Here is an 18,151-nt window from a genome sequence, read left to right as displayed (position 1 = left end):
TTCATTCAAAATTTTTTACATTCGATGCGACTTTTTTTTGCATCCTGCTTCATTCTTTCGTACAATAGAAAATGAAAGGTGTGAAAAATATGGTAAATAAAAATGTGGAAGATTATCTCCAAGAAGGCATTTACGGCCAAAAGCAGAACAAACCAGAAGAACGTAATATGTATTTAACTACGTTACGTGAGCGTGTAGAAATCGCTTTAACTATCGGTCAAGTAATGCAAAGTAATGTATATTCTGAAGTAGCTAGTAGCATGCGCTCTTCTCAATCATTACAAATATTCCTAAATGGTGGCATTGCTTACCCACATTTATCAAAATACATTAAATTAGCAAATGAAAAAAATGTTCCTTTTACAATTGTTCAAAATAAAGGTATAGAAACACCAATCGGTTTAGTATTATCTCATAGCACTGCTGTTGACAAAGAACAAATTTATGTAGAAGATGCTATTTTCAAACAAGAAATGAAGTAAAAGGTACACTTGGTTAAATTAAATCGTTCCGAGAAACGTAAAACAAACAATAAAAAAACGAGTATGGAATCGTAAACATTTCCAGCTCGTTTTTTATTAGGATATTTAAGCTCGCTCTACTTTACTTTTTAATACACACTAATTTCATTTCTGTCATTTCTTCTATTGCATATTTAATTCCTTCACGCCCCGTACCACTTTCCTTAACACCACCGTAAGGCATATGATCTACCCTAAACGTTGGAATATCATTAATCATGACACCACCAACCTCTAGCTCATCAATTGCACGCATTGCTTTAAACAAATTATTTGTAAACACACCTGCTTGTAGACCGTAACGTGAATGATTTACTTGCTCAATTGCCTCATCAAATTCTTTAAATGTATTTACTGTCATGAGTGGACCAAATACTTCTTGGCACTGAACAGATACATACTCTGGAACATTTGTTAATACAGTTGGTTCAAAAATCCTTGCATCACGTTTCTTACCACCGTATAAAACAGTAGCACCTTCCTTAATAGCTTCCTGCACCCACATTTCTATTCGCTCTACATCTTTTTTCGAAATTAAAGCCGATACGTCCGTTTCTTCCAGCAATGGATCACCAACAATAACTGTTTCCATCGCTATCTTTAGCTTTGAAAGAAATTCATCCATTCTCTTTTCATGTACAAAAACACGTTGTACCGAAATACAAACTTGTCCATTGTTTACATATGCTCCCCATTTTACACGTTCAATTACTTCATCTGTTAATTCTACATCTTCATCAATAATAACAGCAGCATTTGATCCCAGTTCCAACGTAACTCGCTTTAACCCAGCCTTTGCCTTAATTCCAATTCCAACTTTCGGACTTCCCGTAAAAGTAATGGAAGCAACATCATCATTTGTAACTATCGCCTCACCTACAGTTGAACCGGGACCAGAAATAATATTTAAAGCTCCTTTTGGCAATCCTGCCTCTTCAAATAATTCAACTAATGCGTAAGACGATAATGGCGTTTGATCAGCTGGTTTTAACACAACTGTATTTCCGGCAGCAATTGCAGGGCCGACTTTATGTGCCACTAAATTTAATGGGAAATTAAATGGTGTAATAGCTCCTATAACCCCTATCGGTTTTCGTATTGTGTATGCAATACGCCCATCTGCACCAGGTGCTGCATCAAGTGGCAGTGTCTCGCCGTATATACGCTTCGCTTCTTCCGCTGCAAATTTGTATGTCTGAACGGTACGATCTACTTCTCCCCTCGCAGCACGAATTGGTTTTGCAGCCTCTTTTGCAATAATCTCTGCAAATTCTTCTCTTCTTTCATCCATTTTTTGTGCAACCTTCTCTAAAATAGTCGCACGATCATATGCAGATAATGTATTCATTTTTTTCATTGCATTTTTTGCAGCAGTAACAGCCTCTTGTACATCTTCTTCCGTTCCTTGTGCAATTTCCGCTAACGTTTCTTCAGAATATGGTGCGTATAATGGTTTATAAGTGTTTACAGACTTCCAATCTCCATTTATATATAAATGCTTTTTCATAAATCTTCTCCTTCCAAATATATGTATACAACAATATTTCACCTAGTGAAAGGTCTGGCTTATGCCATTGTATCATAGCCCTTATTCTGCCAAAAATATTATGCTCAAAAAAACCCTGCCATATAGCAGAGTCTACGAACTAATTTGTTCTTGAAATGGAATTTGTTTTTCATCTTCTAAAATAACAATTGATTCTACAGTTTTTGTAACTTCTAATCTCTTTATATAGTGTCCATCTAATTCTTTTACACAAAACTTATAATTTTCAATTTCAATGAAATCCTCTTCAGCAATTTCTATATTCTTCGTTAAAATCCAACCACCGATTGTATCAACACCATTATCATCAATTGTTAAACCTAATAACGTATTCACTTCACTAACAAGTACTTTTCCCTCTAGTATTGTTTTCGTTTCACTAACTTGTTGAATTTCTGGCTGTTCATCCGTATCAAACTCATCTTGAATATCTCCCACTATTTCTTCTAAAATATCTTCAACTGTAACAAGTCCAGACGTACCACCATATTCATCTATCAATATAGCAATATGCGTTCTTTCTTTTTGCATTTTTAAAAATAAGTCGTGTATTGGGATAGAGTCGATAACTAAAATGATTGGCCTAATATATTGCTCTACTTTCTTATTACTTACTGCATTATGCTGCACAAAATCTGTGAAAATATCTTTAAAGTTTACAAAGCCTATTACGTGATCTTTGTCCCCATCTACAACTGGATATCTCGTATATTTTTCCCGAGACATTTTTTGCAAAGCTTCTTCAGCAGGCATTTCTTTACTTATAATATGCATCTCAGTTCGGGGGACCATTATTTCTTTCGCTATACGATCATCAAATTCAAAAATTTTATTTACATATTTATATTCAGATTGATTAATCTCTCCATTTTTGTAACTTTCTGAAACTAATAACCGTAATTCTTCTTCTGAATGAACCTCATCGTGCCCTTTCGGTGGTTTCAGCCCTAACAACTTCGTAATAATTCGAGCTGACCCATTTAGGATCCAAATAAATGGAAACGCCATACGATAAAAGAAAATTAACGGTTTAGCAACAAACAAACTCACTTGTTCAGCTTTTTGAATCGCGAATGTTTTTGGGGCCAATTCCCCTATTACAACATGTAAAAATGTAATAAACAAAAACACTAAAATTACAGCAAAAATGTCTGCTAGTTGAGTAGAAATGTTCAAATTTACAAAAAGCGTGTCAAACATTTGCTTTAACGCCGGTTTACCAAACCACCCAATCCCCAGAGCTGTAACTGTTATTCCTAGCTGACAAGCAGATAAATATTCGTCTAAGTTTGTAATGACTGTTTTGACAGATGTTGCGCGATTATTTCCTTCTGCAATTAAATAGTCAATTCGTGAACTTCGCACTTTAACAATTGCAAATTCTGCTGCGACGAAAAATGCCGTTAAGGCAATTAAAACAATCACTATACTTATACTATATATGTCCAAATACTTCTCCTTACTTACATTGTAAGCAAGGAAGCCACCTCCTACTTAATTTTATTCAAGTGAAGTAAGCATTCTAATACTCTAAAAAAATTCTACATTAGCAACCACCTTTTTATATATTATATGCATACATAAAAAAGATATTTATCATTATGATAATCTAATTCATTTCCCTTAGTCAAATAGTTCTAAATCTTAAGATAAAACATTTTATATAAACGATATATTCTTCACAGGTTCATTTCGTGAAAAAACACTTTCTTTGCCGATTCCACACTTCTTTTGTCACACTAGAAGGGAACTTCCTTCATAGATCGAAATCATTCAACAGGATATATATAGGAGGGATTATTTTGGAATATAAAACACCATTTATCGCAAAAAAATTAGGTGTTAGCCCAAAGGCTGTTGTCCGGATTGCACAACAATTAAATCTTACGATAGAAAAAAATAAATATGGTCACTTTATTTTCACACAAGAAGATTTAGATCAAATGTTAGAATTCCATCTTTCACAAATAGAGCAGTCTCAAAACTCTCACCCTACTCAAAAAACATCATCAAATGATGTTGAAGAATTAAAAACTCCAGTAAATACAATCGTTCAAAACAAATCATCACATGAATTTGAGCAATTAGCAGCTCAATTAAACACTATTACGAGAAGGCTAGATCGAATGGAAGAACAAATGCAAGATAAGGCAAATGATGTTGTTACGTACCAACTTTTACAACATCGCCGTGAAATGGAGGAAATGTTAGAGCGAATTCAAAAGCTAGAAGCTTCCCTCAAGAAAGAAGAACCAATATATATTACTCCCGATTCAAAACCAACATATGAACGAGAAAAGAAGCCGAAGCGCCGCAAAATGATTTTTAGTATATTTGGATTATAATTTTTAGACCCTTATTAAAATAATAAGGGTCTTTTTTCATGAAGAATGACTTCATATTAAAATAGTATTCTTTTTATTATATATATTCATTTCGCTTTATTTTGTTAACATAATATTCTTACTGTATTCTGCGATTAATGCCTGTGCATGAGCATTCCCTTGAATCACATCTCGAAATTCTTTTAAAGAATACAAATGCGTAGCCCCTTTTCGGGCATGAATTCGCACTGGTACACCTTGTAAAGTATCATGAAACTGAAATGGCTTATCTACCGGTTCAATTGGGAAACCGAGTGTTAATAAATACATATACATTCTTTTTGTCACTGCTGCAATATACCATTCTGCTTTCGTTTCTAATGCATGCATAAATAAAATAGCTGTTAGTCTTTTGAAGTGTCCTCTCCCACGAGACGTTTTCGCAATACTCAACTTGCCTATTTCATACACATTTTTTAAATCTTTCACTAAATCATTTTTAGAAAACGGATAGAAAAACTCAGAATTCGATTGCTCTGGTTCCGTATACTTAATACATTCTACTGTACCAATATGATGTTCATCTTCTATTAATAAAAATCGTGATGGATTTAAATTACGTTCTACGAACATTAAGTTTCTTTCTTCACAAAAATCTCCCCATAGTTGCTCGAACCAAAAATGTTCTTCTTTTGTTTGAACACGCTGGAACATATTTACCCGCCTTTCCCATCGCCGCTCTGTTTTTGATAACGCTTTCACTATCTATCATATAAGAACAAATCTTCGTATGCAACTAAAAATATTTATGACTTATTATATTCTGCAAAACGAATTAAATTCCATCTTAATCGTCTTTTATCCCTCATGTACCGTTCTTCTAACAATATATTTATATTACTTTCAAATTCAAATCGTATAAAGCTGTCTTCCATACAGCATATATTTCTTCTTAATCTAAAAAAATCCTTTATAAAAAAGGATTTTTTTACTTCTTCATGCTTTTTAACCACTTCTCAAAAATTTGTACCATTCCATGTTTTCCGGCTAATTTCTCTTCCCCTTGTTTCGTTTTATATGGATATAATTGCAAGAACACACCACATCCAGACTCAATTTTTTTACTATGCATATGACTTCCTGGATATACACAAATAACTTCATAAATGGCCCTTCGATAATAGACTCTCTTTCCATCCTGTTCTTCTACATATTTTATAGACCAGTACTTATACATTTGCTCAGTTGCCTTCGTATTTCCAACGTGCTGAAAAATGTTGTACATTGGGCTATACTTCACTTCAATAATAATAGAAGATTGATATACGTATTTTCCTTCTTCCTTTACATAACAGTCTAAGCGAATGTCTGGCTTCTTCGTATCTTCTCCATTATAAAAATTACTCCCTTTACTTAATGCAATAAGGGGATGAGTTTCAATTAAATCATTAAATGCGACATGTACTCTAATATCATCTCGGTGTAAAACTACTGTCGTTCCATCCTGTAATCCATCTACATAAAAATGTTCTTGAATTTGTTCACGAATGGAATTTCTAGCCTCAAAACCAATTTGCTCTAACATGGAAATAACGATAAAAAAAGCGTAATATTCATACACTAAAAATGTTGGTTTATAAACAAATAATAAAGATGGAGATTGTTCTGTATATTGTGGAAGTACATCTAAATGCTGTAGTAGTTGTTGATGTGGTATCGGTAAATCATGTGAGTACATGTTACCTGTTTCGGAAACTTCTCTCCAAAATGGAGAATGCATTAAAGTTTGAAAGTATTGTACACTTTCATGTACAAAGTGCGCTAATATTTTATATTCTTGTATCTTCATAGAGCTTTTTCGCAAATCCGCCTCTTTTAGTAAATGAATATTTTTATATTTTTGTTTCTCTCTATCGGTCACTGATCCATTACGCTCAATTGTTTGTATAATCGTTTTTACAGCTTGAAATTCTTCTGATTTCTTCCTTTTTGCTCTTTCTAATATTTCAATTGTTTGTCGCAAAAAACTTTCAGCTTCAAGTAAATAGAAATAAAATTGCATCGCTTTAAATTTAAGAAATGCATTTTCCTTACTATTTTTTTGTTCTATAAACTTACGATTATAATATTTTGCATACGGTTTTCTTTCCGCCACTATGGCTCCTTTTCTCGTTGCTTTCCGCTCTTTTTCTTCCCATTTATATTCATGTATAAATTTTGAACTCGATTCTATTTTCTTAAAAATTTGCTTTATCTTTTTCATTTTTTGCGGCAACTTTCTAAGTAACACTAAATAAGAAGAATCTTCAATATCACTAAGTGCAGAGAAAGTCTTTTTATAATAACCTCTATCTAAAATCAACTCATTCAAAATTGACTTTACATAGTTTTGAATCATTTCAAATTGATTATCAAAAAAATTTTTGGGAACGATTTGAAATGCGCCATAATACGTTCTATCTTCTATATTCACTTCAAAATGATATAATCCACAACGCCATGGATAAAAGAATTCCGTTTTTCCATGTTCATATATTAATACCTTTTGTTTTTTTTCATTTATTTCATATTTTGACTCTTTTATATTTTTCTGTCCCTCATATACTTTATTCCATATAAAAGTAATATTCATTGGACTTTCATAATGGTAATGCAATCTAATTGGTTTTAATTCTTGTACTTTATAAATACATTGAACTAATGCTGTAGTAGATGTACAAAGACGATTTAATAAAATATATTCCCCCTTTGCCTCAGTTCCAATGATTAACTTTAATACAAAAGGGAGTGTTTCTTTCGTATCAACGATTTCTGTTTCATATCGCCCTTCATTTTGCATAGCCATACAGCTCCAGTTCTCTACGCTTTTCTCTTATATATGCTAAAGAGTGTTCAAATGTAGATACTCTGTTTGCAAGTGGCGATTGCAAAAGAGGTAGTAATGTCGCCCCCCTTTTTACGTCTTCAGAAAGTAAAGACCCAACCATCATTTCAGTACCTCTTATTTTCGTCAATACACGTTGCTTGATTTGTAAATCAAATCCCTCTTCTCTACTGATCATATAGGAATGATTATTTTGGAACGGTATATTTTGCAAGTAAGTAGCGATTGCGTTTGCACATCGAAATGAAATTCCCTTTGACATATCATGTGATGACAATACAACATGTAACTTATCTAATAGTTCTAACTCTTCTTCAGAAAACACCTCAATCATCGCTTTATTCCTGACCCAGCTTATACGAAATTCTCCTGCAGTTACTTTCAGAGGTGGTTGTAATACAATTTTCTCTTGTTCCATACACATCTCACAAAACGGAATCTTTTGTAACGTTATTAAATTCGTCCGATCTAATAATCGATCTGAGAGTTCTTTCGTTGTTTCATCAAAATTTACTGTACCTACAAATATAATATTTTCACCAATTTCAATTGTTGATGGAATTGGATTTTCTTTTTCTTGTACACCTTCATACAAATTTAGAATACGGTTTTGCTTTTCAAGTTGAAGAACAGATAGAAATGGAGTAAACCAATGCTCAATATGTGACATATTCATTTCATCAAAAACGATTATATATAGTTGATTTTGATTTTCTTTTGCCTTCATTAACGCCCTAACTAATTTTGTTTCACTTTCAATAAAAGTACCATTTGGGTGAAGGTAACCAAGTAAATCATGTGGTTCTTGATACGATGGTGAAATCGGAATCCAAACCAATTCTTCCCCATACTGTAATCCAAGTGCTTCTGCATAAGCTTGCACAAATCGGGATTTCCCAGCGCCTGGTATACCACCTAGAATCGTCAACATATTTGTTTTCGCACTTATATGGAAATTATAAATGTCCGTTTCATCCAAATATAGCCCTTTATTACGTACAAAACTTTTTACATACTGTAAAAAGACGGATTCACGCTCATCCCATTCCCATTCATCCTTGTGCACTTTTATTTCCTCTACTTCTACATGCTTACCTTCTTCAGTCATTCGTTTTTTTAATTGCTCATACATGTGATTGCTTACAAAATACAATTGATCTTCTACCGCTATTTCCACATACTTCATCCAGTCATTTAAGTCTATATACTTACATTCCCGCTGCTGTTCAAAATATGCGATTGAACTAATTGATGATGACTTTAAAGATATATTTCCATATAACCTTCCATCGTGCCACAATAATTCGGGAGGCTCAAAGTCTTTCGGATATTTTGGCATTAGAAATGACAAATAGCCATTTCCAAGTTTTCTTTCTAAAGACTCTCCTTTTTTGTATTCGGAAACTTTAGGTACTGGAATCATTTTATAGCCATTGGCCATTTCTCGTGGTTCTTCTGCACAAATTAACTCCACGTATATATGTCCTCTTTCATAATAGAGACGAAACATAACCAATTGCTTTTCTAATTTTCTTTTCTTTAATTCCGAAAAGACTTTTTCATTCTTTTTATTGCTACATAAACCTTCAAATACGTATGGTTCATTTTTTAATTGCTCTTGTAACGTGAATGGTATTGGCGATAGGCATTGTACAAAGAAGTTCTCTCCATTCTTCTCTCTCTCTGCTTTTGTAAACTTTCCGATAAACCTCATATAGTACATTCTTTTTATAAAACTTGGCTGAAGAGCTTTATGTAATCTCACCTTCGTCACCTTCTTTTTTTCATACTATTCTTAGTGTATGAAAGAAACGAAAAACTAGAAACAAAAAACCTGACGTTATCCGCCAGGTTCAAAATTAAAACGTATATTAATGAGATGGAAATGCTTTTTTCTCTTGTAAAATGGCATTATGAGCAATTTTCATTTTAGCAAGTACATATCGTAATCGATCTTCAGCGTTTTCATCTGTATTTTGCTGTAATTCCGCCAAATTCTCTACAGCACTCGCTAAATTTTCAATCACTCCTCGTAGTTCAGGATGATGATTAAAAAAGGATTCTTGCACTAATACTTTCCTTACTTCACTCGCTAAATCAACAATTCTGGTTAACTGTTCTTTTTCTTCCATTTTCATCCCTCCTGAATATCTTATGTATTAAATATTCTCTAGACAAAGAAAAAAGCCCTTTATTTAAAAGGACTTTTACATTTTTATATTTCCAGTTAATAACATATAAAGTGATGTGATAGCTGCGATAACAATTGCCCACATTACATATCTCTCAATACCTTTAAAACAACGATTTCCTTTTTCTTTTCTTGCATACATGTAAACAATAATCCCAATTCCATACACGATTGAAACAAGTAATAAATTTTTCAAACCTGCTGCATATAGAAGCCATACAGAATAAGTAGAAGCAATTAAAGCTAACGAACCGTTTTTTACTTTTGCATCTTTTAGTTCGTTTGTAATAACTAATTTAAATTGGAATAACGCTGATAATAAATATGGTACTAAAATTGATGTTGAAGCAATAAAATACATAATTTGATATGTTGATTCTGAAAACAGAACGATTATAAATATAATTTGGGCAACGCCATTTGAGATCCATAATGCCATATGTGGCGTTTGTTTTTTATTTGTTTTCGTAAAGACTTTCGGAAACACGCCATCTTTTCCTGCTACGTGGGAAATTTCAGAAACAAGTAAAAACCAGCCTATTAATGTACCTACAAGTGAAGCAACTAACCCAATGTTAATCGCAACGGCGCCCCATGTCCCAACAACATGTTCTAATACATGTCCCATTGACGGGGTTTCTAACACGGAAAGCTCTCCTCTTGTCATCGCTCCCATAGACAAGACAGAAATTAAAATATAAATAGACATTACTAAAATAAGTCCAAGTACTGTCGCTTTACCAACATCTCGGCTATTTTTCGCTCTACCAGATAATACAACCGCTCCTTCAACCCCAATGAAAACCCAAAGAGTTACAAGCATTGTATTTTTCACCTGACCAAGTATAGAGGAAACTGATATAGTTCCTTCTCCCCAAAAATCATGTGTAAATGTATCCCAGCGAAACGCTGTTACCATTACAACAATAAATAATACGATTGGAACTAATTTCCCTATCGTTGCAATAACATTCATAATAGATGCTTCACGAATTCCAAATAAAATTAGAAAATGAAGTGTCCATAATAAAAGTGATGCACCAACGATAGACGCAACATTATTTCCACCTTTAAAAATGGGGAAGAAATAACCTAATGTACTAAACAGTAACATGATTGTTGCAACGTTTCCTAAAATTCCTGCTAGCCAATATCCCCAAGCACTGTTAAATCCGATATATTCTCCGAAACCAGCACGTGCATAACTATAAATTCCGCCCTCAAGCTCCGGTTTTTGTCTTGCTAACGTTTGATATACGAGCGCGAGTGGAATCATTCCCATCGCTGTAATACACCAACCAATTATTATAGAGCCGCTATTTGCTCCTACTGCTAAATCATGCGGTAAACTAAAAACACCGCCACCAACCATCGTTCCGACTACTAATGCAATTAATGGAAAAAACCCTAACTTCTTTTCTATTTGTACCACCCCATCTGTCATTCTAGGTGTTATGTTCGTTCAACTATTAAAGTCACCTTTTTCTCTAATAGACGTTTCTCTTATATTTTTTCAGGAAAACATTACTTATTCTAAAAGAAAATGAAGAAAAATGGAATACTTTTTTGAAAAAATGTATAAGTATGCACAAAAAAACCGTTCATTTTGTAATGAACGGTCATTTCATACATATAAATTTGTATATTTCTTGTAAAATTAACGAAGTAAATTCTCTTTTTGTAAAAATTGTTTCGCAACTTCTTCACTACTTTTTCCATTCACATTTACTTCATAATTCATTTTTCGCATTTCTTCATCTGTAATCTTCCCAGATAATGTATTTAATACTTTTTCAAGTTCAGGATATTTCTGTAACGTCTCTTTTCTTAATAATGGTGCACCTTGGTACGGTGGGAATAACCCTTTATCATCTTTTAGCACTTTCAGTCCATACTGCTCAAGTTCACTATCAGTTGAATATGCATCGATTACGTTAACATCCCCTGATTGAATTGCACTATAACGTAGTTTCGGTTCCATCGTTTTCACATTTAAAAACTTATAGTTATATAATTTTTGCATTCCTTTATAACCGTCTTCACGATCAGCAAATTCTAATGTGAATCCTACTTTAGCATCCTGTGCCATTTTTCCTAAATCAGAAATTGTATTTATATTATTTTGATCTGCTATTTTTTTCGGCATAGCTAGTGCATATGTATTGTTATACTCCATCGGCTTCAACATAACCATATTATATTTCTTTTCCATTCCAATGCGAGCCTGCTCATATACTTCATCCCGATTTGTGCTTTTTGGCTCTTCTTTCACAAAAGTAGATAAAGCTGTTCCCGAAAACTCAGGGTATATATCTACTTCTCCTGATTTCAATGCTTCAAATACAAATGCTGTTTTTCCAAGACCTGGTTTTAATTCTACGTGTAAATCGGTATCCTGTTCAATAAGCTGCTTATACATTTGAATTAAAATTTCAGGTTCTGATCCAAGTTTTCCGGCAATAACAATATCTTTCTTTTGTGTGTTCCAAAGAAAGGGAGAAGCAATCATTATACAAGTAATACATATCGTCAATATAATACGCTTAGAAGAGCGTTTTGGACTCTCAAGCACTCGAAGTACTACATCAAAGAATAAAGCGAGTAACGCGGCTGGTACGGCCCCTAAAATGATAAGCGCATGATCATTTCGATCGATACCAAGTAATATGAGTTTTCCGAGCCCACCAGCACCTATAAGAGCTGCTAATGTAGCTGTTCCAACAATTAATACCATCGCCGTACGAATACCGGCCATAATAATTGGTAATGCAAGAGGAAGCTCTACCTTCCACAGTCTTCTCCAGCTATTCATCCCCATAGCTCTCGCTGCTTCGATTAAAGATTCATCTAACTCCCTTATTCCTGTATATGTGTTTCGTAAAATAGGTAATAGTGCATACACAACTAATGCAATAATGGCTGGGAGTTTTCCAATTCCTACTAACGGAATTAAAAGTCCGAGTAATGCAAGTGATGGCACTGTCTGCATAACCGCAGAAGTTCCTATTATAAATTCAGCCATTCGTTGTTTTCTCGTTAATAAAATGCCAAGTGGCACCGCAATAATTACTGCAAAAAATAGTGAAATAAGCGATATTTGTAAATGCTCACTTAATGCAGTTAGTAATTCTATTTTTCGCTCTTGGAACGTTTGTATAAAATCAGTCACTGTTTAGCCTCTTTCCTTCATTTGTTCAACAATGTAATTAACAATATGACGACTTGTTAAAGCTCCAACATATTGACCATTTTCTTCAACTGGAACGACTTCGTCAGCTCGTACACGAACTAATGCTTCTTGTAAAGAAGAATGCAATGATAATGCATCCCCTTCTACCCGTATACTTTCATCAAGTGGCAATACATCTTCTATACTTTTCCCCTCATACCAAGGTTGTCCACGATTTCCAATGAACTCTTCTACAAACTCATTTTTCGGATTATGTATAATACCTTCTGGTGTATCTAATTGAACTACTTTTCCTTCTTTCATAATACAAATACGATCTCCAAGTGATAATGCTTCTTGCATATCATGTGTTACGAATACAATTGTTTTTTGAATCTTCTTTTGCAATTGTACAATATCCTTTTGAAGCTGTTCCCTACTTAATGGATCTAACGCACTAAACGGTTCATCCATAAGAACGATTTTCGGGTTTGCGGCTAATGCTCTTACGACACCAACGCGCTGCTTTTGCCCTCCTGACAATTCATCAGGCATACGATCGCGATATACGTCTGGGCCTAGCCCGACCATCTGTAGCAACTCATCGACACGAGCTTTTATTTTTTCTTTGCTCCATTTTCTCATTTCAGGAACAACTGCAATATTTTCTGCAATTGTCATATGCGGAAACAAAGCGATTTGCTGCAATACGTATCCTATATTCCAACGCAATTCATTAATATTATATTGTTGAATATCTTTTCCATCGATTAAAATAGATCCTTCAGTCGTTTCAATTAAACGGTTAATCATTTTCATTGTCGTTGTTTTCCCGCAACCACTCGGACCAATGAGAACAAAAAATTCTCCCTTTTTAATTTCTAAATGCAATGAATCCACTGCTTTCATGCCATCTTCATACGCTTTTGACACATGATTAAATTGAATCACAAATACAACTCCTTTAATGTTGTTTCCTTTATTTTGATGGAATACGGCATTCATTTCAAATGATACGCTTTATAATTAAAAAAGAGCTCAAATTTGAGCTCTAACGGTCGAACCATATCGTTTTCATTATTGCAGCATATTCACGTACATACATTTTTTTCTTAGAGCGCATTGGTGTTTCAGCAGCTAGTGCCTCCATCTTCATGCCTAAACGCTTTGCAATTATTTTGGTCCTATACAAATGATACGTATTACTTACAACTACCGCATGTTTCACATCATATAAATCCATACTAAACTTTAAATTCTCATACGTATTTGTAGATTGATCTTCTATTAAAATACGACTCTCATCTATACCATGTACCATTAAATAGTTTCTCATACTATGAGCTTCCGGTATATCTTCATCTTCCCCTTGACCACCTGAAACAATTACTTTCGTTTCAGGATGGGAATGTAAATATTCCAACGCTACATCCAAACGGTTTTGAAGAGATAAAGACGGTCTATCTCCAAATAACTTTGCGCCTAAAATAAGAACGTACAGAGAGTGATTACTCAATTTTTCACGAGCAACTTTCTTCATTCGAAACGTCATATAAAGAATGTACAGTGGTGGAAATAATAAGATTATAAGCAAGATCCATTTGTTCATAAATAAGTTTGCACTCCGATACGATAAACTTAACTAAATCTATACAATTCAATCAAATTTACACGAGTTAGTGCTTCATCGTGTTCTCGCAACCCCGAAGGGACGAGGGGTATAACACTCCACACGAGGCAGTATCGTTACCTCCTATTATCAAGCATTTATTTTACCCATCTTGATAAATTTATCGAAGCATTTACATCCCTATCGTGATGGCTATTGCACCCAAAACAACACCACTCACGTATTTTTAAACTCCACTGTCCTTCTGGTTGAACTGAATGGTCGTATTTTACTCCGCAACATGAGCAAATCTTGCTTGAGGCGAACCATTTATCAGCTTTTACATACGCAATGCCATACTTCTCGCACTTGTATGATAAACATTGAAAGAAGAAGTGTAATTTTTGAAATGAAAATGCTTTCGATAGTTTTTTGTTTTTTAACAGGTTTGAGATAGATAAGTCTTCCACAACAATCCTCATTGGTTTGGTTTTCACCAATTTAGCTGTTGCTTGATGGATATGGTTAATTCGGATATTCGTAATTTTCCTAGATAACCGCAGGTGCTCAGTTTTAGCTTTTTCATATCCGGCAGATTGAATTTTTACACCTTTTTTAAATCTCCTAGACATATCTCTTTGTGCTAACTTTTTCCTTTTCAAAAGTTTTTTAACCTTGGCATCTTTGTTTATATTTCGTTCTTTCGTACCATTAGAAGCTACAAACAGCTCTTTTAAACCAACATCCACACCAATCGACTCATTGGTTAGTTCTTGTGATTCAAAGTTTTCTTGGAACCCTACACTAATCCACCAGTGACGACCGTCAAATGTAACTCTTGGATTGGATGTTTTTTTGTTTCTTGGTAGTTGTTGGCTTGTTTTCACTTCTCCAATAGACTGAATATGAGCTACTTTCTTTCCTATAATCAGTCTTTCATAATTGGCATAAAATCCTTGGATTAAATCTTTTTTGGATTTATAAGAAGTGTGAGAACCATTTTTGTACTTTTCGAACGAATTTTTCCTCGCCTTATCAAAATCTTTTGAAGCCTGTTTAGGAACTTGTGCGTTGATGTCATTTAACCACTCATATCTCTTTCGCTTCTTGATCTTTGTAAATCGTTTCTGTAAAGCTAACTGTGAAACAGATTTTCCAAATAGCTTATAATATCTATCACTCATTCTTTTACAATAGTTATAGGCAAATCTTGCAGCACCAGCATGGTTTCTAAGCACTTTTTCTTGTTCAGGCGTTGGAATCAGTCTAACTTTCTTCGCCAATATCATCAGAAGCCTACTCCTTTACTGTGCGATTATTCGAGCACTCACCTTTCAGATAATAAAAGATTGATTCTTCTGAATAGTAGCATGTTCCATCAGCATTCTCCTAAGACTACTAGGATACAAACCTGTTAATTCCGATACTTGACTAACTCGTAAAAACTCCATTATTATTCTCACCTCATTGAATTTACCATAATGCATAGATTCGGTAGATTCAATGAGACTTGATAGATTTAATTAAATTTATCTCGTTCAACTAAGGGCGCAATTCCTTAGCCAGTTCTCTTATGAACTTCTCATGCTTTCACATGAGCGCAGACTATATGTTTATCTACTTAGAGATAGAGGATTTTTCCACCACCATAGGCTTGTGGTGTACTCTCGTCAGTTATACGAGATAGTCGTTGAACGTTCATCTTATCCATTTTGACTTAGATGATTCGAGGCGGAAGACCCATTGTTCTAGTGTTTAGGATTTAACCTTGCACGATCTGATTGATTTTTTCTGCTTTCGCGACATTCACGCTCGCTATTTCTAGCCACGTTGTAGTTCAATCAGCTTTAGGGATTGCCCGCAGTTAACCCTCACTACTAGCCAATCACTTGACTAGCAGGGCTTACTGATATGTTTAATTAACTTTCGTTATAATTGGTTAAATAAATCGTAACAGTTAATTACCCTTTCTTTTTATTATATAGAAAAAGAAAGGAAGGCAGAAGTATTTTTTAAACGATCGATTTATTAGAAACACTCGCTTCGAATTTACGTTTTGAGATTACATAGTTTATAGCAATTCCTAACGAAAGGATCAATATGAAACTTAGTAAATAAAACGGTACCATGACACCTACTTTAGATACACCAGCTGTAAACAGCATTAATAATACAATTCTTATTCCTGTACCAATTAATCGAAATAAGCTGTCTACACGTCCCATTACTTCATTTGGAATTTCCTCCATCATCAATACATTTCTTGCCACTCTTGTACCCGCATTTCCAATTGCATGAAAAATTGCAAGTCCATATAACAACATTACGGAAGGTTCAATAATCATTACGGTAATTGAAATTACATATATGAACATCGTCATGACGATTGAAACTTCTGTCTTTACATATTTCATCATAATTGGAATACTTATTCCCGCAAGAACCGCTCCGACACCGTACATCATACCTTCTATTGCGTATACAGAGGCACTGGCTTTTAATAGATCTGAGATATATACCGGGATTAAATAATTTGCCATCATGACACCGATAAACGGCATATAAGTCGCCAGTAAAAACCAAAAGAACTTCGGACGCTTTTGCATAAAGTGAATCCCTTCGAACAATTGCTTCTTAAATGTTACTTTTCTTTTTACTTCCTTTTTCTTTACATACGGTATACATAAGAAAAGGAAAAATGCTCCTGCAAAAGTTAACATATCTACTAACAAGATCCATTTTAAAGAAATGATTTCAATAAGGAAGCTAGCAGCCGCTCCTGAAATAACTTGAGTTAACTGTCCTTGTATTTCCATTGTTCCACTTAAATTTTTATAATGTTCTGCTTGAAATATCTCTTGGTTAAACGCAAATATTGTAGGATAAAATAATAAATAGTAAAATGACCCTGCTATATATATTAGAATATAGTGAATAGAATGATAAGGTTGCCCAGTAAATCCCCATATAGCCATCATTCCAATAACGACTATCCCAATACCTTCATTACATAATAATAAAGATTTTCTTGAAAAACGATCAATACTCTGCCCGATAAACGGTGTTAATAAAAACATAATAAGAGTTGCGATGATGGATACATAACCAAACGTTGTCTCTCCTCCATTCTCTTTAATTAACAACCACGGAATCGTTATCATAACAATGCCGGAACCAATAGCTGATAGACTATTGGCCCCTAGAATGAAATACAAGCGTGAATCTTTATACAGAGATGGCATATCACTCAACTCCTAGTTGTTTTTTCACCTCTTTATATACGCTCATATATGCTTTTAATTCTTTAACTAGATCATGAATTAACGGTTTTGCATCTTCTCCCAGTTCACCGTCTTGTACATGAAGTCCATCAAGCACAACTTGTTTTGGGATTGCATTTGCGTACACCCCTCTAGCAACAATACGCATATTGTTTAATGCGTTAATGCCACCTTTACCGCCTCCAGCAACTGCAAGTAATGCGATAGGTTTATGAACAAATTCACTACTGCTTAAGTAATCTAACGAATTTTTCAACGCTCCACTCATTGCATTATGATATTCAGGTGTACATAGTACTACACCGTCTGCAGTTTTCACTAATGCCTTTAATTTTTTTACCGCTTCTAATTCACGTTGTGATTCTTCCCCGTTATATAAAGGCAGTTCCTCTACTGATAAATCGTATAACTCCCCTTCAAATTGATCAGCAATATATTTTGCCACCACACGAGTTCTACCGAATTTTCTTGGCGTACCGTTAATAACGACTAGTTTCATAATTATTTCTCTCCTTTGTTTTTCAGTTATACTTATATATTATCAGAAATTTCTATACAAAACACAATATAAAGAGGGAACTAGCTTGATAAAATAGTATGATAGACGAAAAAAAGAACTCATACGA

15 protein-coding genes are annotated in these 18,151 nt (G+C 34.1%); 2 read left to right on the top strand and 13 right to left on the bottom strand.

The window, feature by feature from the left end; all coding sequences use genetic code 11:
• The first annotated feature begins 89 nt into the window (after positions 1–89).
• Positions 90–482: a YueI family protein gene (locus RBB48_RS15165; RefSeq protein WP_000247570.1), complete on the top strand. Its 393-nt coding sequence runs from the start codon at positions 90–92 to the stop codon at positions 480–482.
• 121 nt (positions 483–603) lie between these two features.
• Here the strand turns inward: RBB48_RS15165 and RBB48_RS15160 are convergent, their stop codons facing one another.
• On the bottom strand, positions 604–2,028 hold the full coding sequence (locus tag RBB48_RS15160) for an aldehyde dehydrogenase family protein (protein ID WP_048546594.1): 1,425 nt from the start codon (positions 2,026–2,028) through the stop codon (positions 604–606).
• A 132-nt stretch (positions 2,029–2,160) separates the two neighbouring features.
• On the bottom strand, positions 2,161–3,516 hold the full coding sequence (locus tag RBB48_RS15155; protein WP_002108356.1) for a hemolysin family protein: 1,356 nt from the start codon (positions 3,514–3,516) through the stop codon (positions 2,161–2,163).
• 353 nt (positions 3,517–3,869) lie between these two features.
• Between RBB48_RS15155 and racA the strand changes: the two genes are divergently transcribed.
• Complete coding sequence (gene racA, locus RBB48_RS15150; protein WP_098133857.1) at positions 3,870–4,412, top strand: chromosome-anchoring protein RacA; 543 nt, start codon at positions 3,870–3,872, stop codon at positions 4,410–4,412.
• Between the two features lie 96 nt (positions 4,413–4,508).
• Here racA and RBB48_RS15145 read toward each other — a convergent pair whose 3' ends face one another.
• The 11 genes from RBB48_RS15145 to RBB48_RS15095 all read right to left on the bottom strand — a co-directional run bounded on the left by RBB48_RS15145 (position 4,509) and on the right by RBB48_RS15095 (position 18,024).
• Positions 4,509–5,105 carry a hypothetical protein gene (locus tag RBB48_RS15145; protein WP_000487799.1) on the bottom strand — a complete coding sequence of 199 codons (597 nt, stop codon included), beginning with the start codon at positions 5,103–5,105 and terminating at the stop codon, positions 4,509–4,511.
• Positions 5,106–5,379: 274 nt separating this feature from the next.
• On the bottom strand, positions 5,380–7,230 hold the full coding sequence (locus RBB48_RS15140) for a hypothetical protein (protein WP_306007829.1): 1,851 nt from the start codon (positions 7,228–7,230) through the stop codon (positions 5,380–5,382).
• The gene (locus RBB48_RS15135; protein ID WP_001236571.1) at positions 7,220–9,040 is read right to left on the bottom strand and encodes an AAA family ATPase; all 1,821 of its coding nucleotides are present in this window, start codon (positions 9,038–9,040) and stop codon (positions 7,220–7,222) included. The genes RBB48_RS15140 and RBB48_RS15135 overlap by 11 nt, the downstream gene beginning before the upstream one ends.
• Before the next feature lie 106 nt (positions 9,041–9,146).
• The gene (locus tag RBB48_RS15130) at positions 9,147–9,407 is read right to left on the bottom strand and encodes a hypothetical protein (RefSeq protein ID WP_000391452.1); all 261 of its coding nucleotides are present in this window, start codon (positions 9,405–9,407) and stop codon (positions 9,147–9,149) included.
• Between the two features lie 75 nt (positions 9,408–9,482).
• Positions 9,483–10,910 (bottom strand): basic amino acid/polyamine antiporter, encoded by a 1,428-nt coding sequence (locus tag RBB48_RS15125; protein WP_000129474.1) that lies wholly within the window; start codon positions 10,908–10,910, stop codon positions 9,483–9,485.
• 213 nt (positions 10,911–11,123) lie between these two features.
• Positions 11,124–12,635, bottom strand: coding sequence for an ABC transporter permease/substrate-binding protein (locus RBB48_RS15120; protein ID WP_000129146.1), 1,512 nt, complete (start codon positions 12,633–12,635; stop codon positions 11,124–11,126).
• A gap of 3 nt (positions 12,636–12,638) precedes the next feature.
• The gene (locus tag RBB48_RS15115) at positions 12,639–13,586 is read right to left on the bottom strand and encodes an ABC transporter ATP-binding protein (protein ID WP_306007828.1); all 948 of its coding nucleotides are present in this window, start codon (positions 13,584–13,586) and stop codon (positions 12,639–12,641) included.
• A 100-nt stretch (positions 13,587–13,686) separates the two neighbouring features.
• On the bottom strand, positions 13,687–14,244 hold the full coding sequence (locus RBB48_RS15110) for a YdcF family protein (RefSeq protein WP_306007827.1): 558 nt from the start codon (positions 14,242–14,244) through the stop codon (positions 13,687–13,689).
• A 158-nt stretch (positions 14,245–14,402) separates the two neighbouring features.
• Complete coding sequence (locus RBB48_RS15105) at positions 14,403–15,533, bottom strand: RNA-guided endonuclease InsQ/TnpB family protein (protein ID WP_306007826.1); 1,131 nt, start codon at positions 15,531–15,533, stop codon at positions 14,403–14,405.
• A gap of 723 nt (positions 15,534–16,256) precedes the next feature.
• Entirely contained in the window at positions 16,257–17,486 is a 1,230-nt protein-coding gene (locus tag RBB48_RS15100; protein WP_088609149.1) for an MFS transporter, read from the bottom strand.
• A 1-nt stretch (position 17,487) separates the two neighbouring features.
• Positions 17,488–18,024 (bottom strand): NADPH-dependent FMN reductase, encoded by a 537-nt coding sequence (locus RBB48_RS15095; protein ID WP_306007825.1) that lies wholly within the window; start codon positions 18,022–18,024, stop codon positions 17,488–17,490.
• Positions 18,025–18,151: the final 127 nt, after the last annotated feature.

It is taken from the genome of Bacillus sp. MMSF_3353 (genome assembly GCF_030733445.1).
Classification (GTDB): domain Bacteria; phylum Bacillota; class Bacilli; order Bacillales; family Bacillaceae_G; genus Bacillus_A; species Bacillus_A wiedmannii.
The sequence above is the reverse complement of the archived record's forward strand: the minus strand, read 5'-3'. Positions and strand labels throughout refer to the sequence as shown.